This is a genomic window from Micromonospora sp. WMMD987 (genome assembly GCF_029581435.1).
GTDB classification, from domain to species: Bacteria; Actinomycetota; Actinomycetes; order Mycobacteriales; family Micromonosporaceae; genus Micromonospora; species Micromonospora rifamycinica.
The window spans coordinates 2,756,866-2,783,024 of record NZ_CP120861.1 but is presented as its reverse complement, the minus strand read 5'-3'; the positions used below and the strand labels follow the sequence as shown (position 1 = coordinate 2,783,024).

13 protein-coding genes and 2 pseudogenes are annotated in these 26,159 nt (G+C 71.5%); 8 read left to right on the top strand and 7 right to left on the bottom strand.

Features of this window, described 5'->3' with window-relative positions:
* Window positions 1–347: 347 nt before the first annotated feature.
* The 5 genes from O7612_RS11920 to O7612_RS11900 all read left to right on the top strand — a co-directional run bounded on the left by O7612_RS11920 (window position 348) and on the right by O7612_RS11900 (window position 9,538).
* Window positions 348–2,177, top strand: a complete 1,830-nt coding sequence (locus tag O7612_RS11920) for a caspase family protein (protein ID WP_282273082.1) — start codon at window positions 348–350, stop codon at window positions 2,175–2,177.
* 3 nt (window positions 2,178–2,180) lie between these two features.
* Complete coding sequence (locus tag O7612_RS11915) at window positions 2,181–4,202, top strand: CHAT domain-containing protein (protein WP_282273080.1); 2,022 nt, start codon at window positions 2,181–2,183, stop codon at window positions 4,200–4,202.
* Window positions 4,199–4,942 (top strand): hypothetical protein, encoded by a 744-nt coding sequence (locus O7612_RS11910; RefSeq protein WP_282273078.1) that lies wholly within the window; start codon window positions 4,199–4,201, stop codon window positions 4,940–4,942. The genes O7612_RS11915 and O7612_RS11910 overlap by 4 nt, the downstream gene beginning before the upstream one ends.
* A 561-nt stretch (window positions 4,943–5,503) precedes the next feature.
* Entirely contained in the window at window positions 5,504–8,047 is a 2,544-nt protein-coding gene (locus tag O7612_RS11905) for a tetratricopeptide repeat protein (RefSeq protein ID WP_282273076.1), read from the top strand.
* Between the two features lie 225 nt (window positions 8,048–8,272).
* Window positions 8,273–9,538, top strand: coding sequence for a S8 family peptidase (locus tag O7612_RS11900; RefSeq protein ID WP_282273073.1), 1,266 nt, complete (start codon window positions 8,273–8,275; stop codon window positions 9,536–9,538).
* Window positions 9,539–9,601: 63 nt separating this feature from the next.
* On the opposite strand, the gene O7612_RS11895 is transcribed toward O7612_RS11900, so the two are convergent.
* From O7612_RS11895 to O7612_RS11885, 3 genes and pseudogenes are all read right to left on the bottom strand, one after another.
* Window positions 9,602–11,008 (bottom strand): NAD(P)/FAD-dependent oxidoreductase, encoded by a 1,407-nt coding sequence (locus O7612_RS11895; RefSeq protein WP_282273071.1) that lies wholly within the window; start codon window positions 11,006–11,008, stop codon window positions 9,602–9,604.
* A gap of 553 nt (window positions 11,009–11,561) precedes the next feature.
* Window positions 11,562–11,993: pseudogene (locus O7612_RS11890) on the bottom strand (cellulose binding domain-containing protein); the annotation flags it as partial.
* An 84-nt stretch (window positions 11,994–12,077) separates the two neighbouring features.
* Window positions 12,078–13,328 (bottom strand): annotated as a pseudogene (locus tag O7612_RS11885) (glycosyl hydrolase family 28 protein); the annotation flags it as partial.
* 1,033 nt (window positions 13,329–14,361) lie between these two features.
* Here O7612_RS11885 and O7612_RS11880 point away from each other — a divergent pair.
* A complete protein-coding gene (locus O7612_RS11880) occupies window positions 14,362–16,716 on the top strand; it encodes an AbfB domain-containing protein (protein WP_282273070.1) in 2,355 nt (784 codons plus the stop codon).
* A 55-nt stretch (window positions 16,717–16,771) separates the two neighbouring features.
* Here the strand turns inward: O7612_RS11880 and O7612_RS11875 are convergent, their stop codons facing one another.
* The 4 genes from O7612_RS11875 to O7612_RS11860 form a co-directional block, all read right to left on the bottom strand.
* Window positions 16,772–17,986 carry a chitosanase gene (locus O7612_RS11875; protein WP_348774282.1) on the bottom strand — a complete coding sequence of 405 codons (1,215 nt, stop codon included), beginning with the start codon at window positions 17,984–17,986 and terminating at the stop codon, window positions 16,772–16,774.
* Between the two features lie 190 nt (window positions 17,987–18,176).
* A complete protein-coding gene (locus tag O7612_RS11870) occupies window positions 18,177–22,505 on the bottom strand; it encodes a trypsin-like peptidase domain-containing protein (RefSeq protein WP_282273068.1) in 4,329 nt (1,442 codons plus the stop codon).
* Between the two features lie 35 nt (window positions 22,506–22,540).
* The gene (locus O7612_RS11865) at window positions 22,541–22,873 is read right to left on the bottom strand and encodes a CU044_2847 family protein (RefSeq protein ID WP_282273066.1); all 333 of its coding nucleotides are present in this window, start codon (window positions 22,871–22,873) and stop codon (window positions 22,541–22,543) included.
* Window positions 22,874–23,038: 165 nt separating this feature from the next.
* Window positions 23,039–23,629, bottom strand: coding sequence for an XRE family transcriptional regulator (locus O7612_RS11860; protein ID WP_282273064.1), 591 nt, complete (start codon window positions 23,627–23,629; stop codon window positions 23,039–23,041).
* A 97-nt stretch (window positions 23,630–23,726) separates the two neighbouring features.
* Here O7612_RS11860 and O7612_RS11855 point away from each other — a divergent pair, with 97 nt between their 5' ends.
* Window positions 23,727–24,362: a class I SAM-dependent methyltransferase gene (locus tag O7612_RS11855; protein ID WP_282273062.1), complete on the top strand. Its 636-nt coding sequence runs from the start codon at window positions 23,727–23,729 to the stop codon at window positions 24,360–24,362.
* 79 nt (window positions 24,363–24,441) lie between these two features.
* Window positions 24,442–26,028: an MFS transporter gene (locus O7612_RS11850; protein WP_282273060.1), complete on the top strand. Its 1,587-nt coding sequence runs from the start codon at window positions 24,442–24,444 to the stop codon at window positions 26,026–26,028.
* The last annotated feature ends 131 nt before the right edge of the window (window positions 26,029–26,159 follow it).

Below are 26,159 nucleotides of genomic sequence, written 5' to 3'. Positions count from 1 at the left end.
CAATGGCGACCGACACCCGGCACCGGAGATCACCCCTCGCTGGCGTTTCCGCTCGGACGCGCACCGCTCCCACCCCCGTCGAAAGGGATGCAGATCGCGGGGTACTGCACTCTTGGCTCCGAGGACCCGGGCCAGAGCGGTGCACCCGATGTCCGGGTGCGCTCTGACCGCGACAGCGTGGCACGGACCTGCGGCCTCGGCTCCCGCTACCAGGGACGAACAGCAGAGCCGGCGTGTCGGATTGAGGACTGTCCGGATCGGAACACGATGCGGGAATGCCACCCACCGCATACGACCCCTACCCTTGTGGCGGACCGCGCAGCCGACAGTGGGGATTGTGGAGCGACATGGCGGATCGCGCTCTGGTCATCGCGAGCCAGACCTATGACCTGTCCGGGTGCCACAACGACGCCGACCTGGTCGGCGAGGTCCTGAAAACACGAGGCTTCGACGTCAGCTCGCTACGTGGGGAAGCGGCCTCCCGAGCCGGGGTTCTTTCGGCATTCGAGGCCTTGATCGCGGCGATCGAGCCGGGTGACGGGGTGGTCGTCTACTACTCGGGGCACGGCGGGCGTGCGACGACGGAATTGGCAGGCGCACCCCGAGAGCTGCGATTCCTCCTTCCTACCGACATCGCCGAGGGCGGGACGGAGGACTTCCGCGGCATCCTGGCGGACGAGTTGAGCGTCCTACTGTGGCGGCTGACGCTGCGCAGCCCTAACGTGACGGCGATCCTCGACTGCTGTCACTCGTCGCGGATGGCGCGCGGTGAAGGGGCCCGGGTTCGGGGCTGGGAGGCAGACTGGCCAGTCCCGGCCGTGACGCGACGGTGGCGAGAAGCGGCAGACGCCTTCGGCCGGTTGCAGGCCGCGCATCCGGACTACCCGTGGAACGATGCCAATCCAGATGCGGTACGGGTGGTGGCGTGCGGTTCCCTGGAGATTGCGATGGAGGGCTGGTCCGCCGAGCTGGGCGGGGTCCACGGTTACCTCACCGCAGCACTGGCGCCGATCCTGCGTGACGACCCGTACGTGACCTGGACTGAGGCGATCGAGCGGGCACGTCTGGCGATCATGGCCCGCAACCCGTTGCAGCATCCGGAGGCAGCGGGTCCGGCCGACCGGGTGGCGTTCACGACAACTGTCCGCCACTCCGGCCGTCCGCACCCGATCCGAGTGGACCGGGTGACCGGCCAAGCGTGGATCGATGGTGCTCGGGTACACGGCATCCGTCCCGGCGACGAGCTCCTGCTCTCTCCCACCGGCCGACCACCGGACTCGGCCGCGCCGATCGTCCGGGTCAGTCGGGTGGAGGGTGCGGCGGCCGCCCTGACTGCTGCACCCGGGGTCACGATCAAGGGAGTCGCGCACCCCTGGCGGAGCACCGGCCAGGATGCGTGCGTGCGGGTGGCCTCCGCAGACGATGCGGCCGTCGCGACCCTCAGGTCCATTCCGGGAGTTCGTGTCGTGACGGACGGCGACGAAGCCGCAATCGTGACGGTCTCCGCCGGATACCGGCTTTACGACGGCGCTGGTCTCCCCTTGCACCGCGACCCGCTGCCCGACCTGGATCGGCTGCGCCGCCACGTCGACAGCCTCGTCACTTCGGCCCGGCTGCGCAGCCTCGGCGACGAGCCCGGCGACCTGTCCACGCCCGTCGAACTGCGTCTCGACGGCCCTTCGGGCCCGGTCACGGACGGCATGGTTCTGCACCCGGGCGACCGGATTCACCTCGCTGTGGTCAACGGCACCGGCACCGGCACCGTCTACGTGAGCGTGCTCGACCTGGGCCTCGCCGGCCGAGTCTCGGTCCTGAACGAGTCCGAACCGGCTGGAATGGCGCTGGCCCCCGGGGACACCCGGGTCATCGGCGAGCGACCCGGCGGCCGAGACCCGGGCCTGCCGCTGCTCTGGCCCGCAGCGGTCCCGGCAGTCTCCGGGCGCTGCGAGACACTCGTGGCGGTGTTCTCCGACGTACCGCAGGACTTGCGCGGGCTGACCCGGGAAGGGGTCACCGAGCGGGGTGGTGGAGGCTCGGGTACCACCGGCACGCTCGCCGCGCTGCTGCGCTCCGGCATGCGCGAGTTCTGGACCGGGCCGGACACAGCACGATTCACCGTCCGGCAGGTGACCTTCGTGCTGTGCCCGGGTGGCACCGCCTGTTCGTGCGGGCGGTGACCGGTGCGGATCACGTTCCTGGAAGAGCACCTGGAAGCGCGGCACGAGGCCGTCTACGCGGTGTGTGCGCTCATGCACGTATCCGGCCGGGCGGAGATGGCGGAGGTGCTGCAGGCCGAGCTGGCGCTGCGTACCCCCGCCGCGCTGGCTTTCGTCGACGAGCTGATCGGGGACGTTGCCGCCTCCGGCCTTTCGCGCGGGCACCTGGAGGCGCTGCGGAACGTCCTGAGCCAGCTGTCACCTCGGGAAGAGCCCGGGGAGCGGGCTGCACCGGCTGGGCAAGCAGGCATCGACGGGCTTGCGGATGCGCGTGCGCTGATTCACCAGGACCGGGTCGAGGAAGCCGAATCGGTCCTGGTCCGGGCCGCCGAGGCGAGCCGGGAGGCCGGTGACCTTCGGTCGGAGGGACGTGCCGAGGGCATGCTCTGCGACCTGATTCTCCGTACGGTGTGGCCCGCGCCCGGTTCCCTCGAACGGTTGGCGTACCACGCTGACCGCGCCGTCCACGCGCTCTCCCGCGCTCGGGACGATGTCGGCCTGGCCGCGGCGCTGCGCCGCCTGCTGGTGGCCGCGCTCGGGCTGGGGGACGGACCGCTGCTGACGGATACTCTCGGCCGGCTCGGGGTGGTCGATCCGCGCGGCCTGCCGTGGTGGCATACCTACGTACTGGCGGTGCAGAGCGATGATCCGACGTTCACCCGGGTCCAGTTGGAGTGGTGCCTGAACAATATGGCCAAGCTCGGCTCGGACGCCGTGACCTGGCTCCCGCTGTGCGAGCATCGCTTGGCGGTCGCCACCGGGTACACCGGCGACCTGTCCGCCCTGCCCCCTACCGTCGCCGGGGAGCCACCGTCGCCGGCCGTGCGGGAGCGCTTGGAGCCGCTGGCCGCGAGGGCGGAGCGGATGAGGGCGACGACCAGCTCCGCAACGATCCACCGTGGTCTGTCTGCCGTGTACACGCCGGTCTACGAGGCGCTCGCGCGCTGCGTGGCCGGCGCGGAGGCGATCGACATCCTGGAGCGGAACGCCAGCCGGTCACTGCTGGCCGCCGCCACTCCGGCGAGCGACGGAACGCTCGACGATCTCGTCCGGCTGTTCGCAGCGCGGCCGACCGACGCAAACCGCCGCCTGCTCACCGTCGGCCTGAAGCGGCACCGCGACCGGGAACGCATCGCCGCGCAGCGGGTCAGGGCCACCGGGGAGAGTCCGTCGCCGGTGACTGTCCAGAAGCTACGCGAGTTGCTCGACGGCAGCGACGCGGTGCTGGTCCGGGACAGGTGGATCATCGATCGGAACGGTGTCACCGAGGAGCCGGTAGATGCCCGGGTGGCGCCGGACGCACGGCTGTTCGTGGTCCCGGCCGCCGGGGCATGGGCGGAACCTGTGGACGCGACGCTCACCGCACGGTACCGGGTCGGCCTGGTGCCGAGCCTGAGCATCCTGGCGAGGGTCCTGGAGAGCCCGGCCCGGCCCGCGTCGACCCTACTCGCGTTCGCCGACCCGGACGGCTCGCTGCCGTACGCGCACCACGAAGGTACGGCGATCGCCCGGAACTACACCGAATCCAGGGTCCACACCGGCGCGGAGGCCACCCCGGACCGTTATCGTGAGGAGGCCAGCGGCGCGGATGTCGTACATCTGGCCTGCCACGGCTTCTATCTGCCGGAGAACCCCGACTACTCCGGCCTACGGCTGGCCGACGGCGCGCTCCTCTGGTACGCCGATGTACGCCGAATCGCCCTCTCGGCCGCGCTGGTGGTGCTCGGCGCCTGCCACGCCGGGACCGGTGAGGTCCTCTCCGGCTCTGAGTACGTCGGGCTGCCCGGAGCCTTTCTCGCCGCCGGTGCCCGCACCGTCGTCGCACCCCTGCGGAAGGTCGACGACGCGGTGACCGCCGACCTGATGGACCATTTCCACCGGCACCACGCCGCAACCGGTCAGCCTGCGGAATCCCTGAGGCGTGCCACCGCCGCGGTCGGCACCGGGGACACCGTGACCGCGTTCCAGGTGTTCGGTGCGCCGTGAACGAATCCGCCGACCGGGATCTGAACCCGCCTACCGCAGCGGCGCCGGAGCCACCGTGGGAGCTGTGGCTGGGGTTCGACCTGGAGCAGTTCTACGAGATCTTCGGTGAGCTCTACTACATGGCCTTCACCCTGCCGCCCGAGGCGGTGGAGGAACTCGGGACGGTACGCCGATGGTCCGTGTACCATCTTCGGCAGTTACGCGTCCCCGGCATGCTGGTCGACGCCGCCGACCACGCCGTCAGGGACTTGGTCGCCTGGACTCAGCCGAGCGTCCTCGCCGACCGACCGGCCAGCCGACGTCGCCGCTCGATCCGGGACACCTTCGAACTTCTGATACACGTCACCGGCGGGCACCTACGCCCGGATCGACGTCGCTACTACGATCTGGGCGTCATGTTCCATCGCCTGCGGATGTGCCTGGACGCCGAGCGGCTGCGCGACGAGTGGCCAGACTGGGTCCACCGAGGCTGGCCGGGCATCGTAGAGGTGTACCGGGACGAACTGAACCGCAGCGCCCGGGTGCTCATCGAGGCGGTCGCCGAGAACGACGTCGACCCGGCCCTGCACGAGCTGGACGACGCCTTCCGGGCGCTGGCGGTCAGGCTGGAGGCTGGCGCCCCACCAGACGACGAACTGCTCCGTCTGATCGCGACCGTGACACATGTGGCCGGGCTGCTGAATCCCTCAGTCGGCGGCCTTTCCTCACCGCCTCGACGGTCCGGTCCCCACCAGATCTGACCTTCCAGATCCCTTCTCCTCCCGCAGGGCTGGTCATACGTTGGCCGACTCGATCGGGCTGACACGTGCCGAGGCCATGCACGACCTGGTGACAGGCTTTCCGGCAACGCCCGGCCTGATCCGACAGGCGCTACCTCGGCACGCCCCAACGCTCGGGCTCATCGACGAGGTGTTGCGGTGACCCGCCGGAGTCGCACGCCACGGCATCGCTGGCGGGATTCGGTGCGAGTGCCGCTGTGTGTTCGGCTAACCCCACTGGTCGAGCAGCCATCCGACGAGGGCGCGCGCCGCTCCGGCGACGGCACTGCCGACCACGGTAAGCATGAGCCGGCTGTCTCGGGTCGGCCGGCGGCGCTTGTTCCTGTCCTTCATGGATGGTCTCCCAGTTCTCTCGGTGCGGCTCGACTCATCCTCACCGGCAGCCGATAGGCGCCGGCCCGGTGGCGATGGGTGCGGTCGGGGTGGAGGGTGTGCACGCGCCGCCGCGATCGGTGACGATGGACAGCGATGGACAGCGACAGTCGAGGCTCTGGGCGACGCCGGGCGCGCGGCATCAGGCGGATGCCGGTGGAGCCGGGAGCGCTCAAGGACCTCAAGGACGCGATCTATCGCCTGTACGTGGACGCCGGACGGCCCACCCTGGACGTGATCGCCGCCGACGTGGCCAGTCTGGCCGACGAACTCGATCTCCCGGGCGCTCCCGGCCGCGACACCATCAACCGGATCATCGGAGACGGCCGTCTCCCGCCGGGGCGTGCGGACACGATCGCGACAGCGGTGGTCCTCGCGCACGCCGCCGGTCGCCGGGACACCGCCGTCCTCGCCGCGGACATCGGTGCGCTCTGGACGCGGGCCGCCGGAACACCCGTCGACAGCCGGATCGGGCGGCCGGTCCGGCAGTGCGACCCGCTGGCGCTCGAGGTTCACCCCGCGATCCAGCTGGATCGACCGCTACCGCCGCTACCGCCGTATGTCGAGCGCAGGCACGACCACGAGCTGGCGAAGATCGTCGGGGACGCCGCCTCGGGCAGGAGCCGGATCGCCATGCTGGTGGGGGCGTCCTCGACGGGAAAGACACGTGCGTGTTGGGAGGCGATCCAGCGCCTGCCCGCGCAGTGGCGGGTCTGGCACCCGTTCGACCCCACCCGGCCCGACGCCGCCGACCAGCAGCTCGCGCAGGTCCCCGGGTACACCGTGGTCTGGTTCAACGAGGCGCAGCACTACCTGCTCACCACCGATCCCCGACTGGGCGAGCGGGTGGCGGCCAGGCTGCGGACCCTGCTGCGGGATCCGGCCCGGGGACCGGTGCTGGTCCTGGGAACGATCTGGCCGTACTACTGGGACTCGCTGACAGGTCCCCCACCCGCGAACGATCTCGACCTGCACGCGCAGGCCCGGGAACTGCTGAACGGTGCCGACATCGCGGTACCGGACGTGTGGGCAGCAGAGGAGGTGCGGCAGCTCGCGGCGACGTCCGACGAGCGTCTGCGGGATGCCGCCACCAACGCCGAGGCCGGGCGGATCACCCAGTACCTGGCCGGTGTGCCCGAGCTGATGCAGCGGTACCGCAACGCCCCACCACCGGTGCGGGCCGTGCTCACCGCCGCGGTCGACGCGCGCCGCCTCGGACACCCGCTTTCGCTGCCGCACGATTTGCTCGCCCTGGCGGCACCGAGCTACCTGGCTGATGTCGAGTGGAACCAGTTGACCGACGACTGGTGGCAGGAGGCTCTCGCCTACACCGCCAGACCGTGCCATGGCATCGCAGGCCCGCTGGTCCGCATCCGTCCCCGCCCCACCGAACCTGGCACCGCGTCCGCCGTCTGTTACCGGCTTGCCGACTATCTCCAGCAACGTGGCGCGGCAGAGCGCGCGGCGGCCTTTCCGCCGGCCGGGTTCTGGGATGCAGTGGCGACCTCCGTCAGCGACCCGGTCACCCTACGGGCCATCGGCGACCATGCGGAGCGGCGTGGCCGGTACCGGCGTGCCGCCGCGCTCTATGCCCTCGCGGTGAACGGCGGGGACGACGAAGCCCGGTGGGCCTTGGCGGCCCTGCGCGAACAGGCCGGGGATCAGGACGGCGCAGCCGCGTTGCGGCACGACCGGGCCACGACGGTCGACGAAGCCGGTCAGTTGGCCGCGAGCGCGGAGTTGCGGGAACGGGACGGGGATCTGCCCGGCGCGATCGACCTCTACCAGCAGGCCGCCGACCGGGGAGACGCACAGTCGTGGTACCGGGTGGTCTCGCTGCTGGAGCAGACCGCGGATCCGGCCGGCGCGCTGGTCTCAGCACTACGGGCCGCGGACCGGGGCCTGATCTCGGCCCTCAGGATTCTCGCGGTCACCCGCGACCGGTTGGGTGACCCGGCCGGCGCGGAGCAGGTCGCACGCCTGGCGGCTGACCGGGGCGACGCGACGATATTCGGTACGCTCGGCGCGACCCGTGAAGGTCGCGGCGACATCGACACCGCCAGGGGCCTGTACCAGCGGGGTGCCGACCACGGCGATGCGTCCGCGCTGTGGTCCCTGGCCGATCTGCTGCGCCGCAGCGGCCTCGGCGACCGGGCCGACAAGCTCCAGCAGGAGATCGACAGGGGGACTCCGTCCGCGCTGATGACCCTGGCCGCGCTGCGCGAACGGATGGGTGACGGACCCGCCGCCCGCCACCTGTACCAGCGGGCGGCCGACCGGGGCAGTGTCGCCGCGTTGCTCTCGCTGGCCGCCCTGCACGAGCGCGACGGTGACGTCGACGCCGCCGAGAAGTGGTACCGGCGGGCCATCGCGCAGGGCGACGTGACCGGGTTGTGGTCGCTGGCCGGTCTGCGCCACCAGGCCGGCGATCTCGTCGGTGCCGTCTACCTGTACCGCAGAGCCGCCGACCACGGGATCACCGCGGCGTTGGTGTCGCTGGCTGAACTGGCTGGAGAGCAGGGCGATAGGGCGCAGGCGGAGAGTTGGGCGCTACTGGCCACGGACCATGGCGACCGCGACGGCCTCCCCCTGCTGATTCGGCTCCGTCGCCGCGCGGGCGACCATGCCGCCGCGGCCCGGATGGAACGCTTCGGCCTGGAGGACGACGGCAGCCCGGCCAGCGCCATCGGATGACGGACCCACCCGACCGGTGGGCACCACCGTGGACGAGTCGAGGCACGGCCCCTTTGATACATCCGGATCATATTCTTTCAGTCATTGTCAAAACTGCCCGAAAACAATGCTCAAGTCAATCGACAACCCTCTTTGTGATAGCCCCTCGCGGTAGAGTCCGGAACAGCAATCGGGCCGTATGCCACATTTCTGGTGTCATATCGCCATGACAAGAAGGAGCTGTCGATGGAATTGCTGGAGAGAGTGAAGTCGATTCGTCTACGTCGACCTGGCCGTACCGTCGTCGCCCTCGTCGCCGCCCTGCTGGCCGCCGTCACGGTCGCCCAGCCGGCGGCCTCGGCCACCGACTCGACAACGATGCCGGGTGCCGTCGGCACCATCCTCGGGGCCGGCAGGGCGACCGCGGTGCCGGGTGAGTACATCGTGGTCCTGAAGGACGGCGCGGTCGGTGGCCCCGCGGCTGGCCGGCAGTCCGCGGTGACCGGCACGGCCCGGATGCTGGCCGGTCGGTTCGGCACTGTGCCGGACCAGGTGTGGGACGACGCCCTCAACGGCTTCTCGGTACGCACCTCGGCGTCGGTCGCCCGGCGACTCGCCGCCGATCCGGCGGTGGCCTACGTGGAGCAGAACCAGACCGTCGACGTCCCCGAGACGCCGGCCCGGACGACCATCGCCCAGCCGGACGCGCCCTGGAACCTGGACCGGATCGACGCGCCCGCCGGTCTCGACACCACCTACAACTTCGTGAGCAAGGGCACCGGAGTCCGGGTCTACGTCATCGGCCCCGGGATCCGCACCACCCACCAGGAGTTCGGCGGCCAGGCCTACCACGGCTACGCCATGAACTGCTTCACGTCGCTCGGCACGCACGTGGCCGGCATCATCGGCGGCACCACGTACGGGGTGGCCAAGGACGTCACGCTGGTCTCGGTCGGCCTGCCCAGCTGCAACGGCACTCTCAGCGCGCTGATCGGCGCCGTCGACTGGGTGGTCGCCGACCACACGCCGTGGGGCCCACCCGCCGTCGGAGACTTCGTCCTGGCCGGCGGATTCAGCACCGCACTCAACACGGCGGTCGCCAACGCCGTCGGCGACGGCATCGTGATCACCACACCCGCCGGCGACGCCACCCACGACGCCTGCCTCGACTCGCCCGGCTCGGTGCCCGCCGTCCTCACCGTCGCGTCGGTCCAGTCGAAGGACGCCCGGCCGGCCTACTCCAACTTCGGCCCCTGCGTCGACCTCTTCGCCCCCGGTGTGGACATCGTGTCGGCCTCGTCGGCCTCCGACACCGCCGTCACGTCCGCTGATCTCACCCTTCAGGCCTCCGCGCACGTGGCCGGAATGGCCGCCCGGGTGCGGGGCAAGAGTCCCACCTGGACGCCGGCCCAGGTGCACTCCTTCCTGGTCGACAGCGCCACTGTGGGCGTGGTGACCAATCCCGGCGGCGGCTCGCCGAACCGCCTGCTCTACGGATCGCCGACGCTCTGACCGGCCTCCGGCGGCCCGACCCGGTCGGGCCGCCGGAGCGACGGGTGGCAACCCCGGACGGGCTCAGGAACGTACCGCACGGATCCGTTCCAGGCCCAGGCGTGGAGTGGTGACGAGGCGGTAGTCGGCCGATTCCGCGTCGGAGAGGGGGTTGCCGCGGACGGGGGTGAAATCCGGTCCCTCGGAGTCCGGTGCCCGCACCGCCCGCAGCTGCGCCCGCAACGCCTCCGACCGCAGTTGGTCGGTGATGACCCGGGTGGACGAGTCGGCCGCTTCCCGCAGGTCGGACAGACCACCGATGATCTCCGCGAAGGACCGGGAGGAGACAGCCTCGTCCGGCTGTACGGACTGCTCCTCTCCGATCAGCCGGTCCGAGGTGAGGAAGAACCCGTCCTTGCCGAGGTAACGCTCGTACATGATGGTCACCAGCGCGAAGAGCCGCATGTACGCGCGACGGTAGGCGAATTCGAAGAACTTCAGGGCCTCCGTCTCGCTGACCTCGCCACGCTCCATCGAGGCGACGCACGCGGCGGCGGTCAGCGCACTGTAGAGCGCGAGGTGGACGCCGGTGGACAGCAGCGGGTCGAGGAAGCAGGCCGCGTCACCCACGATCGCGTAACCCGGTCCGCAGAACCGGTCCGCGATGTAGGAGTAGTCGGTTTCGACCCTGGTGGTGCCGAGGAACTCCGCCCCTTCGGTCAGACCCGCGATGGTGGGCGAGACGGCGATCAGGTGCCGGTACAGCTCATCCGGCGACGGATGCTGGTGACGATCACGCGCGAAGGCGTCCTTGGTGGTGACGTAACCGATACTCATCCTCCCACCGGCCATCGGGATCACCCAGTACCAGCCCTCCGGCGAGGAGATGATGTTGATACCTCCGGTCGGCGTCTCCGGCAGCAGCCGGGCTCCCGTCCAGTAGCCCCAGATGCCGACGTTCCGTAGGTTGCTCAGCGGCTCCCGGTTGCCGAAGTGCCGGGCGCTGAGCAGCCCGTTGCGCCCGGTGGCGTCCACCAGAAAGTCGAAGTCGTCCACGGTGAACGGCTCGCCGTGCTCCGGCGAGCATTCCACGGCCACCGGTCGACCGTCGGCGAACCGGACGGACCGACCGGTGACACCGGTGCTGACGGCGACCCCGTTCTGGCGGGCGTGCTCCAGCAGCAGCGCGTCGAACTCGCTGCGGTCCACCTGCCATGACTGCACGCCGGCCTGCTGGTACCAGTCGAACGCCCACTGGTCGTCGTCCCAGTGGATGACGCCTCCGTTCTTCTTCACGAAGCCGTAGTCGTCGACGATCTTCGACAGGCCGATCGCGTCGAGCACGACCCGGCACGACGGCGTGAGCGACTCCCCCACGTGGTATCGCGGAAAGTGGGCGCTCTCGATGAGCCGCACGTCGAGTCCGGCCTGGGCCATTGCCGTTGCCGCGGTGCTCCCTGCCGGGCCACCACCGATGACGAGAACCTTCATGCCACCACCACCCTGCCGTTCTGGCGTATGCGGGTCGCCGACAAGGTGACGACGACGTCATTTCCGAGGTCGGACCGCGCCCGGCCGGCCGGGAAAGCCGGCCCGCCCGGGCTCGACGGAATACCGGTCGGGGCGCGGCCGGAATCAGGGGTGGCGTGGACCGTCGGCCCCGGTGGTAATCCCACACCGATACTTGTGCGCCGGATGAGACAAATACAATTGCGAACGAAGCAGCACCAGAAGATTCCTATCCTCGTACGGCATCGATAGACGATCGTACATGAATATGGCTTCGGTAACCGCGTCGCCGCACGCCTGAGCCGGGAACCCAGGGATTCCCCCAGCTCAATGCCCGCAATAGGCCGCCCACCGGGCGCGGCACCGCCGGAACGCGCCGGCCCGGTGGCCGGCACGTCCGTCGGCAGCCGGACGGCTCCTGCCCGGCCTCCCGGCCGGATGCCGCTTCGGCAGGGAACAGCGCTGCTCAGCGCGGCGGCCGGTGTGACCGTCCCCGCGATCGGGGGCGGTCACACCGGCCGATTCGACGCCCCGGTCAGGAGAGGGCGCAGCTGATGCCGTTGAGGGTGAACGAGTCGGGCTTGCCGGTGTTACCGCTGTGGGTGGCCTGGAAGCCGATGTCGGTGGACCCGCCCGGTGCCACCGTCGCGTTGTAGGAGACGTTGCGTGCGGAGATCTGACCGCTGGAGCCGGTGTACGTGGCGTTCCAGCCATTGGTGAGCACCTGGCCGCCGGGCAGGGTGAACGCCAGGGTCCACCCGTCGATCGCCGAGGTGCCCCGGTTGGTGATACGGATGCTGGCGGTGAAACCGTCGTTCCAGGAGTTCATCGTGTACCCCACCTCGCAGGCACCGGACGGACCCGGCGGCGGCGTGGTCGGGGGCGGCGTGGTCGGCGGGGGCGTCGTCGGCGGGGGCGTGGTCGGAGGAGGCGTCGTCGGCGGGGGCGTGGTCGGCGGGGGCGTCGTCGGAGGCGTGGTCGAGAAGGTGATGTTCGAGACGTAGGCGTTGATGTTCCAGCTCGCGTCGGTGTCGGTCTGGCTGGTGACCGGCCGGCCCTGGACGGTGAAGTTGCTGAAGTGCACGCCGCTGATGTTGATGCTCGACGAGCGTCCGTGCAGGTTGACGACCTTCTTCACATCCGAGGAGACGTTCGTGAAGTAGGCGTTGCGGATCGTCGAGGTGTTCTTCACCGTCCGCCAGGACGGTGGGCGGTCCTCCTGGAGGTCGATCAGGCTGTCGGTCTGTTCGACTCTGATGTCCTCCCATCGGGTGTTCGACACGACGGCGGTGTCCACCGCGTCGATCACCATCGAGCGTCCCGCCTTCACCACGTCGATGTCGCGGAAGACGACACCGTCCATGGATGTCCCCTCGGTCTTGGTGCCGATCTTCGCGCAGGCCGAGTTGCTGTAGCAGACGACGTGCTCGTGGACGACGTTCCTGGTGTTGACGATGCCGCTGGCGAACTCGTTCTTGGTCGCCATGTTGTCGTCGCCGGTGTAGAGGAACGCGTTGGACAGCAGGCTGTTGGTCGACTCGTCGAAGTCCACGCCGTCGGTGTTGTTGTACCCCGAGTTCGGCCGGCAGTTGATCAGCTTGTAGTTCCTGATGGTGACCCTGTCACTGCGGTAGACCAGCGTGTTCCAGTAGCTGGAGTCACGGACGGTCACACCGTCGACCAGGATGTCGGAACTCTCCTCGATCTTGAGCACGGCCAGGTTGATGCCCTGCGCCCGCAGGTACTTCCCGTTGCCGTCGATGACCCCGCCGCCCAGCAGCTTGGCGTTGCGCACCTGGTACATCCGCAGCGAGGCGTGCTGCATACCCTCGATGTTCACCCCACCGCTGCCGGTGTTGAAGTCCGCCTTCTGGTTCGAGCCGTAGAGGACCGCGCCGGCGGCCAGGTACAGCGTCATGTTGCTCTTCATCCACAGCTCACCGACCAGGTACCGGCCCGGTGGCACGTAGAGGACGTTGCGGGTCGCCCCGGAGGCGGCGTTGATGGCGCTCTGGATCTTGGAGGTGACCAGCGTCGCCCCGGTGTTGTCGACGCCGTAGTCGGCCAGGTTCTTGACGTTGGCGTCACCCACCTGGGGCGCGTTCGTCTCGGGCGCGTCGATCAGGACGAACAGCAGTTCCTTGGTGTCGAACTGGACGATCAGGTAGTTCGGGCCGCTGGTGAAGCTGATGGTGTTGCCGCTGCGGGCGACGGCGAGCTTCCGGCTCTTGGGGCTGACGGTGTACGAACTGAAGCCTTCGGCCACGGTGACCGAGAAGGTCGCCGTTCCCGCCCCCGCCATCGAGCAGTGGGCGTAGTGCACCTGCATCTCCGGGGCGTACTTGGTCATCTTCTCGACGAACAGCGGCGTGCCGTCCGCCGTGACGGTGTACAACGGGCTCTTCGTCGCGCCGCGCAGGGCGGGATCCGCGACGCAGCCGGCGGCGGCCAGACCGGGCGCACCGGCCCCGGCCGCCGTGGGCGCACCGTAGACCGGCGCCACCACGGCGCCCGCCCCGACGCCACCGAGGGCGAGGAGCGCGACCGTTATCCAGATCGCGAGACGTCTGTTCTTCATGGGCACCTTTCTCGGAGGGACGGAGTCGGCCCACGCGGGCACCGGGCGACCGCTCGCCGAGGACGAACCGGTGCAGGTTCGCTCCGTGACCGGGCTCGGTGGAGCCCGGTCACGGCCGCCGGTCGGGACGATCGGGTGGTGGTGTGCCCCGACCACGGTGGTCGGCCGGAAAGCGACTTCGTGGCGACGCCCCGGTGGCGACGGTGGCCCGGGGCGGGTCTTCCTGTTTCGCCCTGGCCATCGACCTGTTTCTGTGTCGCGGGGCCGTCGAGCCGGGCCGGCTCTCCATCAAGAGAAAACTTTCAGCACGACACTACGTGTTGAAATGGACAATCGTCAATGACTTGCCCTCAGGGGGTCGGAAACTATCGATGCATGTGGTGAAATTTTCTATCCGCGTACCCGGCAGCTCCGACAGCGACCGGGCGGGCGGCCGGCAGCCGGGACGGGGTGACGTGCGTGTGCCGGTCGGGCGTCGGACGCCAGCCCGACGGGGTGGGGCCGGACCCCGGCCCGGCCCCGACGGTGGAGCACACGACGACACCACGCATCGATCAACAAGAATCGGTGCGTCGACCCTCCGGGTCCGATAACGTCGGTACGGACCGCAGGTGACGCCACCGACCGCTCCCGGAGTTCCCACCGACGTCTCCGCCCGGCCCGGGGACCGGACGTGACCCGATCGGCCGCCCCCGACACCCACTGCCAGCCGCCAGCGGCGCAGCCCGGCCCTGACGGCCCGTCCCCTGGAGACGGCATGACACGTCCCGCTCCCGCCCGCTTCGCCACACCCCTCCTGCTCGTCGTCACCCTGGTCGTCGGCCTGCTCACCACGCCGGCCACGTCGGCGCACGCCGTACCGGCCAAGAACCCGCCACTGACCACCCCCTGGACCGCTCAGGCGCTCGCCGGCACGCCACTGCCGGAGTACCCGCGACCGCAGATGACCCGGTCGGACTGGCTCAACCTCAACGGTGAATGGCAACTGCGCCAGTCCGCCACCGACGACGCCCCGCAGTTCGACACCGACCTGCCCGAGCGGATCAACGTGCCGTTCCCGGTGGAGAGCGCACTGTCCGGGGTGCAGCGCGCCGCCGGGGACAACCGCAACTACCTGTTCTACCGCCGCCTGGTGACGGTGCCCGGGAGTTGGAGCGGACGCCGGGTGCTGCTCCACTTCGGCGCGGTCGACTGGCAGACCACCGTCTGGGTCAACGGCGTGGCGGTCGGCGCTCACACCGGCGGCTACGACGCCTTCACCGTCGACATCACCGCGCCGCTGCGCAGCGGCGGGAACGAGATCGTGGTGAAGGTGTGGGATCCGACGGACAGCCGGCAGAACGGCAGTCTGCCGCCGATCGGCAAGCAGACCAAGCAGCCCGGCGGGATCTTCTACACCCCGAGTTCGGGCATCTGGCAGACGGTGTGGCTGGAACCGGTGCCGACGGCGTCGATCAGCGGCGTCGACCTCTCCCCCCGGCTGGCCGACGACACCCTGCGGGTCCGGGTCTCCACCCGGGGGGACGTCAGCGGTCACAGCGTCCTGGCCGAGGCCCTCGACGGCAGCACCGTGGTCGGCTCCGCCACCGGCGGCTTCACCGAGTTCGCGGTGCCGGTGCCGGCCGCCCGCCGCTGGTCGCCCGACGACCCGTTCCTGTACCACCTGCGCATCACCCTGCGCAGTGCCGCCGGCAGCCAGGTCGACCGGACCACCCACTACTTCGGCATGCGGGAGATCAGCGCCGGCATGGTCAACGGTGTGCTGCGGCCCAAGCTCAACGGCCGGTTCGTCTTCCAGACCGGCACCCTCGACCAGGGGTTCTGGCCGGACGGGCTCTACACCGCGCCCACCGACGCCGCGCTCGCCTTCGACCTGCAGAAGCACAGGGACCTGGGCTTCAACATGGTGCGCAAGCACATCAAGGTCGAACCGCAGCGCTGGTTCTACCACGCCGACCGGCTCGGCCTGCTGGTGTGGCAGGACGTCCCGTCCCTGACCGCGCAGGACATCAACGCGACCGACGCGCAGCAGGCGCAGCTCGAGACCGAGGCCCGCGAGATCGTGAACGAGCATCGCAGCTCGCCGTCCGTCGTCGTCTACACCGTCTACAACGAGGGGTGGGGTGAGCGGGCGCTGGCCGACACCCGCCGGGTCGCCCAGGCCGTCAAGACCCAGGACCCGACCCGGCTGGTCAACGCGCACAGCGGCCACAACTGCTGCCAGTCGTTGGGGGATCCCGGCACCGGTGACATCGACGACTGGCACGTCTACCTGGGGCCGGACTCCCCGGTGCCGTCGAGCAGCCGGATCGCCGTGCTCGGCGAGTTCGGCGGCCTCGGCCTGCACGCGCCCGGACACGAGTGGAGCCCGAACGGCAGCTTCTTCGCCTACGAGTGGCAGCCGAACTCCACCGCGCTGACCGACCGCTACGTCGGCCTGGTGCAGGGCACCCAGAACCTGATGCTCGGCAAGGGGCTGAGCGCCTCGGTCTACACCGAGATCACCGACCAGGAGGGTGAGCTGAACGGGTTCCTCACCTACGACCGGCGGGTGGTCAAGATGGACCAGGCCCGGGTCCGGGCCGCGAACCTGTCGCTCATCGCGGCGTCGAGGTCCGTCGGCAGCTCCGCGCCGGTGGCGCTGCCCCTGAACACCCGTCGTTCGCTGCAGGTGACGACGCCCGGGTACACCGACCGGTTCCTGCGGCACCGGGACAGCCTCGCCTACACGGAGGTGGTGAACGCGGACAGCTCGGCGCTGCTCAGGAACGATGCGACGTACACGGTCCGGGCCGGACTGGCCGACGCGGCGTGCTACTCGTTCGAGTCGGTCAACTTCCCGGGGCAGTTCCTCCGGCACCAGGAGTCGCGCGTGCGCAACTCGCCGGACGACGGCTCGGCGCTGCTCCGCGCGGACGCCACCTGGTGCGCCCGGGTCGGGGTCAGCGGGAGCGGGGTCTCGTTGGAGTCCTACAACTTCCGTGGCAGGTACCTGCGGCACTACGACGCGCAGGTCTGGCTGAGCAACGGCACGGGCGGCGCGGCGTGGAACTCCCCCGCGCTGTGGGCCGCGGACAGCACCTGGAACGTCACGACACCCTGGGCACCGTGACCGGGGCGGTCCGGGACGCCGGTACCGCTCGGCGTCCCGGACCGTGCCGGGAGGATCAGCCGATGCGGAACTGGTCTCCGTAGACCGCGAACACCAGCGGCGTGTTCAGGTCGAAGTTGCCGTTGTCGAGGAACACCCGCTGTGCCGTGTCGACACGGGAGGTGTCGGAGTGCGCCTCTTCCTTGCGCATCTCGATGACCCGCTCGTCGAGGAAGGCGTTGAGCCAGGTCCGCTCGTTGCCACCCTGGGCCGGGGGCTTCGCCCGGGCGAGGGCGCGGCTGCGGATCTGGCGCATGCCCTCGTACCCGTGCATGACCGCCGCGTCGTAGTAGGCGAACTGGCCCAGTGCCCGGACCCTGTCGTTCTTCCCGTCCCGCACCGACGGGTTGAAGTAGACCCGGTCCCGTTCGGCCTCCTGCGCGGCCCGGAACACCGGGTCGGTGGCGGCGGTGCGCCAGTCGCGGGGGTAGTTCGGGTCGAGTCCCGCGTGCGACGCGGTGCCGTTGACGGCGCGCAGCGCCGGCAGGTAGCCGGCCAGCACGTTGCCGGGCCTGGTGCTGGTGTACGCCTCGACCAGGTCGAGCATGTCGCCGGTGCCGGAGCAGAAGCCGATGATGCCGGCGGTGTAGCCGCGCCCGTCGCCGATGTCCTCGATGTAGGAGAACTGGGCCCGCCAGTCGAGCGAGGAGTTCTCCGCCGCCGAGACGAGCTGCATGGCGACGTCCTTCTTCGCCGGGTCGTCGAGGTTGGCGCCGGTCGGGGCGGTGGCGGTCGGGGTGGGGGTGGGGGTGCCGCCGCCGGGGAGGGTCCACTGCTGGTTGGTGGTGCCGCCGCAGGTCCAGATCTGGAGTCGGGCACCGTTGGCGGTGCTCCGGTCGGTCACGTCGAGGCACTTGCCCGAGGCGGTGTTGACCAGGGCGCCACCGCTGGCGGCGGTCCACCTCTGGGCACCGGTGCCGTTGCAGTCGTACAGCTGGATCCTGGTGCCGTCGGTGGTCGACGCGGCGGTGACGTCGAGACACTTGCCGAGCGCTCGGATCGAGCCGTCGCTGTTGCCCACCGTCCAGGTCTGGGCCGCCGTACCGTTGCAGTCGTAGAGCTGCACGGCGGTGCCGTTGGCCGGGTTGGCGCCGGCCACGTCGACGCACTTTCCGGCCAGACCGGTGATTGGGCCGGCGGTCGCGGCGCTGGCCGACGGCAGGCCGTAGCCGACCGCGGCGATGCCGGTCAGCAGGGTGCCCACGGCGTAGGCGACTGTTCTTCTGCGCACCAGGGCGCTCCTCGGGGAAGGGGCGGCGGGCCGCCGGCCGGTGGTCGGTACCCGGACGCGACGTGCGCCCCGGCGGGCACCGCGATAATCAGTAAACTGTATTAACAAATAGCAGCACCCCCATCGGCTGTCAATCGACGTCGAGCCGGCCCCCGCGCACGGAGGCGTCAGCCGCCCCGGTGATCGTCCGCTACGGCGACGGGTAGCCGGCGACCGGGGCCTGCGCGGGGGCTCCGTCGCCGGCCGGCTGCTCCGCGCAGGTGCGGACGTACGGCCGGCCGGGGAGGTGACGGTCCCACTCGACGCGGCTGAGATTCCGACCGGCCAGCTCACACGCCTGGCGTACCCAGGTGCCCGGGGTGGCCCAGAGCCGGACGGTGCCGTCGTCGGCGGCGCTGGCCAGCAGCTCGCCGTCCGGGCTGAAGGCGACGGCGTTCACCTGCCTGAGGTGCGGGGTGAGCGGGTCGGCGACCGGCTCGGCGGTGGCGGTGGCCCAGAAGACGACCGACCGGTCCTCGCCGCCGGTGGCGAAGAGGCGGCCGTCCGGGCTGAACGCCGCCGCATTGACCGCCGCCTGTTCGGGCAGGCGGTGATCCCGTAGCTCGGCGTCGGAGCGGCGCCAGATCCGAGCGGTATCTCGTTGCGGAAAGCTCCCGGTCAGCAGCGCGTCGCCGGTCGGGCTGATCGCCAGGACGCGGGCATCCTCGGTGGTGAAGCCGCCCGGACCGTCGCCGACGATCTGCCCCTGGGCGATCCGGTCACCGCTGCCGACGTCCCAGATCCGCACCTGGCCGACCTTCCCGCCGTCCGCGGCGGCCTGACGGCCGTCGGCCCGGAAGACCAGCGAGGACACGTTCTCGCCAGGTTGCGTCGAACCCACCGGTCGGCCGGTGGCCACCTCCCGCACCGTGATCTCGCCCTCCTCGGACCTGACGGCGTACCGTTCGGCGTCCGGAGCGAGTCGGACCGTCGTTCCGCTGGAGTCGGGCACGGGGCGGGAGGCCAGCAGTTTCCCGGAGGGGATCTCCCAGCGGTAGATCGCGCCGCTGGTCCGGCTCGTCAGCGACCGGCCGTCCGGAGCGAACACCACCTGGTGCTGCGAGTTCGCGCTGAACACCTCGTTCGGGTCCAGGATCTTCCCGTCGGGGCTCCAGGGACCGGCGACCTGCCGGCGGCTGGCCACGTCCCAGATCCGGACGCTGCCGTCGAACCCGCCGGTGGCCAGCCTCGTGCCGTCCGGGCTGAAGACGACGTCGTTCACCCGGCTGGCGTCCGCCGTGACGGTGGCCCCCAGCGGCTGTCGGGCGGGCGAGTCCCAGATCCGGATCTGCCGGTCCTCTCCGCCGGAGACCAGCAGTGAGCCGTCCCGGTCGACCGCCAGCGACTCGACGCCGCCCACGTGCCCGGTCAGGGTCGGTCCGGACTGCTGCCGGGTCCTCGGATCCCACTCCTGCACCGCGCCCAGGGAGTCGGCGGTGACCAGGGTCGACCGACCGGGCCGGAACACCAGGTCACGCAGCGGGGCGGCGAGCCGGATCTCACCGGTCTGCCGACCGTCCGGGGAGAGCAGGTGCACCACGCCCTCGTCGCCGCCGACCGCGAGGAGCTTCCCGTCGGGGCTGAACGCCACCGCGAGCGCACCCCGCACGATGCGCCGCCGGTCGACGACCCGGCGGGTGGACACCTCGTAGTAGTCGACGATGCCCACCTCGCTGGCGCTGACCAGCAGCCGGCCGTCCGGGCTGAAGGTGAGGTCGGTGAGGTTGCCCGACCTCGCGTCGAGCGGCCCGCCGGACGGCTCGCGGCTGGCCACGTCCCAGAGCTGGAGGGCACCGTCGCCGTCGAGGCCGGCGAGCAGTCGACCGTCCGGGCTGAACGCCACCGCGCCGAGGAACCCCCCACGGTCGGTCAGCCGGTGCGCCGTTGGCACGTCGAGGCTGAGGTCCCACAGGGCGACGCCCTCCCCACCCATGCTCGCGAGGTACCGGCCGTCCGGGCTGAAGGCGACGGCCTGGCCGGTCACGCCGCCGGCCAGTGCCGCCACCTGTCGCCCGGTGCGCGGCTCCCAGAGCAGCAGCCGACCGTCGAGAAGCGACGGTTCCACGCTGGCCAGCAGGTTGCCGTCCGGACTGACGGCCACTGCGCTGACGGTGGCCCGGTGCCCGTACAGCACCCGGGAGGGTGCCTGCGGGCGGGACAGCAGGGACGCCAGGGTCGACCAGGCTTCCCGGCCAGGGTCCGTCCGCAGCCTTTCCAGGGCGAGCAGCAGTGCCAGGTCCGGCTGCCGGTCGGCCAGCCCACCCGCCTCCCCGGCCAGCCGGCGGGCGTCCGCCCGCCGCGCCTGCGCCACGGCCTGCGCCGCCTGGTGCCGGGCATCCTGCCGCTGCACGACGGCGAACCCGCCGAGCAGCACCGCGAGGACCAGCAGACCGGCCAGTACGGCGACGCGACGGCGCTCCCGGCGCAGTCGGTCCTGCTGGGCCGCGGCGCTGAGCCGGACGTACCCGGCCAGGTCCGGCGGGATGTCCTGCGGCCGACGGCCGGCCCAGTCCAGGGCGGCGGCCAGGGCGGTGCCGTGCAGCAGCAGCTCCGGGTCGGGTCCGGGACGCCCCGGCGTGCTGGCCCGCCACTGCGCGCGGGCCGCCTCCGCGCCCCGCCGCCAGGTGAGGAAGTCGTGGTCGTCGGCGAGCCAGCGGCGCAGCGCGGCCCACTGGTGGATCAGGGCCTCATGGGCGAGTTCCACCACGGGTACGCCGGTGGTGGGATCCCGGCCGGTGGTCACCAGCCGCCGGTCGGCCAGCACGGTCACCACCGCGGCGGCCTCCGCGACGTCCGGCCCCGGGCCGGCGGCACCCAGGTCGGCGAGGGTGCGCCGCTGCCGGGTGGCGGGCACTGCGGCACCCTCGTCCCCGGGACGCACGAGGGCGGTGATGAGCTGGCGGGCCAGCGGCGACCGGTCGGCGGGCAGCGTCCGGCAGGCGTCCGCGTACGCCTGGTCGCACCACCGGTCCAACCAGCCGGCGACGCCGCCGATCCGGTCGTAGGCCGCGTGGGTGAGCCGGCCGTTGTCCCGGCGACGCCACAGTTCGGCCAGCGCCGAGGAGAGCAGCGGCAGGACCGTGGTCGGCGCGCTCCCGGCCGCGCCCGACGCTTCGGTGACCCGGGCGGCGTCGCGGGCGATCCGCTCGGTCAGGCCGGGCTCCACCTCCAGTCCGACGGCCCGCGCCGGCCGTTCGACGATGGCGGCGAGATCCACCGCCGCCACCCGGGCCGGCACGTTCACCAGCCCCCGCTCCACCAGGGTCATCAGCGCCGGAGCGGCGGCGGCCAACCGGCTGTAGAAGTCGTCGCGGAGGGTCAGCAGCACGGTGGCGGCGGGTGCCCGGTCGGGTAGCTCCACCAGCTCCCGCAACAGGCGGTCCCGGGGCTCGGCCGCGGTGGCCAGCAGCAGTTCCTCGAACTGGTCGAGGACCAGCACCAGCCGTCCGGCGTCCGGATTCCGGTCCCGCCAGCGACCCACCGCCGGGGCGAGTCCGGCCCCGGCGTCCGGCAGACCCGCCCGGGTCAGGTTCAGGTAGGGGTCCTGGCCGGGCCGCGCGACCACCCAGTCCCAGCGGTCGCTGCCGGGCAGGCCGGCCCGGTCCAGCGCCGGCCGCACACCGGCGCGCACCAGGGAGGACTTGCCGCTGCCCGACGGCCCGAGCAGGGCGACGAAGGGCGGATACCGGTCGATGCTGGCCAGCACCGCGGCGACCGCCCGGTCCCGGCCGTGGAACCACGCCGCGTCCGCGGTGGTGAAGGCACGCAGTCCCGGGTACGGGCAGACCTGGGAAAGCCGCAGGTCCGGGTGGATCGCCCGCAGGGTCTCGGTCGGGGTGACGTAGCCGGTGGAGCGGCCACGACCGTGCCGGTCCGGGGCCGCGATCGAGTCGACCATCCCGATCACCAGGCCGGTCCGCTCGTCGACCACCGGCGCCCCGCTGAACCCCTCGGTCACCTCGGTGCAGTCGGTCAGTTGCAGCAGCTCGACGTCGTTGCCGCTGCGGATCCGGTCGCCGGTCACCGCGTACCCGTACTGGCCATGGTCCGGGGCGTTGGTGGGGAAGCCGTACGTCTTCACCGCACGCCGCCCCGCACCGGCGGTGCCGAGCGGAAGCGGGCGGGCCGTCACCGGCACCGGATCGGCCATCCGCAGGAACGCCACGTCGCCCGCGCCGGGCGTCCGCCAGTGCGGCTCGGACACCCGGGCCCGCCGGGGCTGGTCGTCCAGGCGGAGGAAACGGACCAGCACCGGGCCGTCCGGGGCGGTGCCCGGGCCGCTGGCGAGGACGTGGGCGCAGGTGACGAGCAGTCCGTCGGCCACCAGGAACCCGGCCCCGGCCGTCCGACCCCCGTCGTCCAGGATCTGGACCACGCCCTGGACGAAGTCCCCCGAGGCGTCGGCCCCGTCCGATCGCCCGTCGTCGCCGCGGCCCGCCGGACCGTCCATCGGACTCAACCGGTCCGCCGGACCGTCCATCGGACTCAGTCGGTCCGCCGGACCGTCCATCGGACTCAGTCGGTCCGCTCGGCAGGGGCGCTCCACCGCATGGTCACCTTGAGGTTGCACTCGCCGCTCGACCGGGCTATCACCGCGCCGAGCTCGGTGCGGAACTGTACGCCGAACTCGATGGTGACCTCGTCGGGCTGGACCCTGCGCAGCTCGCCGAGCGCGGCGCGGGCCGCCGCCGTCACGGGCTGCAACGCGGCCTCCATGCTCTGCGCGGCCCGGGCCAGCACCTCACCGGGACGGCCGGCTTTCACCACACCGGAACGGCCCTCCACCTCGTCGACCTCCACGAGCACCGTCCCGCCGTCTTCCAGCGGGACCGCCAGGAACTCGACCATGTCACTCCATTTCCCGTCGCCCCCGGGGTGACCGGCACCAGGCCGGACGGCCGGTTCCCCTCGGGTGACTGACCGTCACCGACGTCAGCCTAACAAGCGGTGACCGACCGCAGTGGACACCCGTCGCCGGTCGGCCGACGGGCGCGGCGGCCGTCGGCCGACCGCTCAGTGGGGTGTCCCCGGTGCGGCGCGGACGTGTGCGCGTTCGCCCTGCCTGCCGATCAGGCTGAGGAACTCGACGGGTCCGGAGGCGGTGGCGCCGAACCAGTGCGGGGTGCGGGTGTCGAACTCGGCGGCCTCCCCGGGCCGCAGGACGAGGTCCTCCTCGCCGAGGACCAGGCGCAGGTTGCCGTTGAGCACGTAGACCCAGTCGTAGCCTTCGTGGGTGCGCAGGTCGGGCACGCGGTCGTCGACGCCGGCCGGCAGGACGAACTTGTATGCCTGGATACCGCCGGGCCGGCGGGTCAGCGGCAGGATGGTGGACCCGTCGCCGGCCGCTATGGGACGCAGGTTGACGCGGGGATCGCCGGTCAGTGGCGCGTCGACGAGTTCGTCGATGGTGACGCTGTGGGCACGGGCCAGCGGAAGCATCTGCTCGAGCGTGGGACGCCGTAGGCCGGCTTCGAGGCGCGACAGGGTGCTGGCGGAGATGCCGGTCTCCTCGGCCAGCTCGGTGAGGGTGACGTTACGGCGCAGCCGCAGCTGCTTCAACCGCGGTCCCACCGCGTCGAGGGTGCGTTCCAGGTTCTTGTCCACCCGGCCATTTTGCCATTCGGCAAGAAACTTTGCGCATCTTCGTCGGGCCGCCCAGGATCGGACCACGACCGGAGACGACGGGGAGAGGGCAGTCCAGATGACGCACAGCTTCGACCGGGCCTACTGGCAACAGCACTGGCAGCAGACCCACGGCGACCGGCCCGGCTCGATGGCCGGCAACCCGCCGAACCCGTACCTCGCCCGGGAGACCGCCGACCTGGCACCGGGCACCGCCCTGGACGCCGGGTGCGGCGCCGGTGCCGAGGCGATCTGGCTGGCCGCCCACGGCTGGCGGGTCACCGCCGCCGACATCTCCGCCGACGCCCTCGCCCGCGCCGCCGAGCGCGCCGCCGGAGGGCCGGCGGAGGCCGTCCGATGGGTGGAGGCGGACCTGACCGTCTGGGAGCCGGATACCCGTTTCGACCTGGTCACCACCCACTATGCGCACCCCGCGATGCCGCAACTCGCCTTCTACCGGCGCCTCTGCGACTGGGTGGCCCCCGGCGGCACCCTGCTGATCGTCGGCCACCGGCACACCGGGCGGTCCGACCACGGGCACGGCCACGGCCATCCCGCCGAGGCGACGGTCACCCTCGTCGACATCACCACCGGCCTGGACACCGTCGGATGGGAGATCGTCACCGCCGAGCAGCACCGGCGTCCGGTCCCCCGACCCGACGGCCGGTCGGTCACGCTGCACGACGTCGTCGTACGCGCGACCCGCCGCCCCTGACCCCACCACCTCGTCGACGCCGGGACCGAGGTCCACCCCGGCGCCGCACCCCGTCACGCCCTGCGGAAGGAAGACACCCATGCCCACCCCAGAACGCTCCGCGGTGAGCGTCGCCGACACCACGATCCACGACCCGCGTCAGCGCCGCGCGATCCTGATCGCGGTGTGCACCGCCCTGATGGCGGTGATCGCCTCGGTCTCCGGGCTCAACGTCGCCCAGCCGCAGGTCGCCGTCGAGTTCGACGCGTCGCAGAGCACCGTCCTCTGGATGATCAACATCTACACCCTCAGCCTGGCCGCGCTGCTGCTCCCACTCGGTGCCCTCGGGGACCGGATGGGCCGTAGACCGGTCCTGCTCGCCGGCCTGGCGGTCTTCGGCCTGGCGAGCGCGGCGGCGGGCCTGGCCATCTCGTCCGAGATGATGATCGCCGCCCGGCTGCTCGCCGGTGTCGGCGCCGCGATGATCATGCCGGTCACCCTGGCCGTCATCACCTCGACGTTCCCCGACGGGGAACGGTCCAAGGCCATCGGTGTCTGGACCGGCGTCGCGGGCGGCGGCGGCATCCTCGGCATGTACCTGTCCGCCGTGCTCGTCGACTGGGCGAACTGGCGGTGGCTGTTCCTGCTGCCGGTCGTGCTCGTGGTGGCGGCCACCGGCGCGGCCCTGCGCGCCGTGCCGAACTCCCGCGAGCAGTCGCGGCACCGTTTCGACCTCGGTGGATCGCTGGCCTCGGTGCTCGCCGTGGTCGCCCTCATCTACGTCCTGCACGAGGGTCCGGTCCACGGCTGGACCTCACCGGTCACCGTGGCCGCGCTGCTGGTCGGCGTCGTCGCCGCGGCCGGCTTCGTGGCCTGGGAACTCCGCCGGGCGGCGCCCCTGCTCGACGTGCGCCTGTTCCGCGACCGACGGCTCGCCAGCGGCTCGCTGGCGCTGTTGACCCTGTTCGGCGTCCAGGCCGGGATCTTCGTCGTGCTGTTCCCCTACTTCCAGGCCGTCCTCGGATGGTCCGGACTGCGCGCCACCCTGGCGCTCATGCCCATGGCGGCGGCGATGATGCTCGCCGCCGGCCTGGCCCCCCGGGTGGCGGCCCGCGCCGGTGCCCGCGCGACGATGGCGACCGGGGTCCTGCTCGGCGGTGCCGGGCTGGCGTCGATGGCGTCGCTCGTCTCCGTCGACGGCGGCTACCCGGCGATCCTGCCCGGCATGCTCGCCATGGGACTCGGCATGGGCCTGACGCAGACCCCCGCCACCGAGGCCATCACCTCCGCCCTGCCCCGCGAACGACAGGGCGTCGCGTCCGCCCTCAACGACGTCACCCGGGAATTCGGCACCGCACTCGGCGTCGCCCTGCTCGGAGCGGTCCTGGCCGTCGGCTACCGCACCGCCATCGACCCCCGCCTCGACGCGGTCCCCTCCGGCACCGCCGACACCGCCCGCGAGGGCATCGCCAACGCCCTGGACGCCGCCGACACCGCCGGTCCGCAGGCACCCGCCCTCATCCGGGCCGCCCAGGAGTCGTTCGTCGACGGCTGGCGTCAGGCCATGTGGACGGGAGTCGCCGTCATGACGGTCCTCTTCGTCCACGTCCTGGCCCGGGGTCCGCGACGCACCGTGCCCACCCCACCGGCAGCAGCGCCTCCGACCGGTGACGCCGTGGTCGGGTGACCCGGGGCGACGCCCGCCACACCGGCGGGCGTCGCCCGGCCCGGCGAGATCCTGCGGCCGTCCCGGACGGTGATCCCCCGCCTGATCCATTCCGGGTAGCCCCGGCCGGGCATCCGTCGACCAGCTGTCGG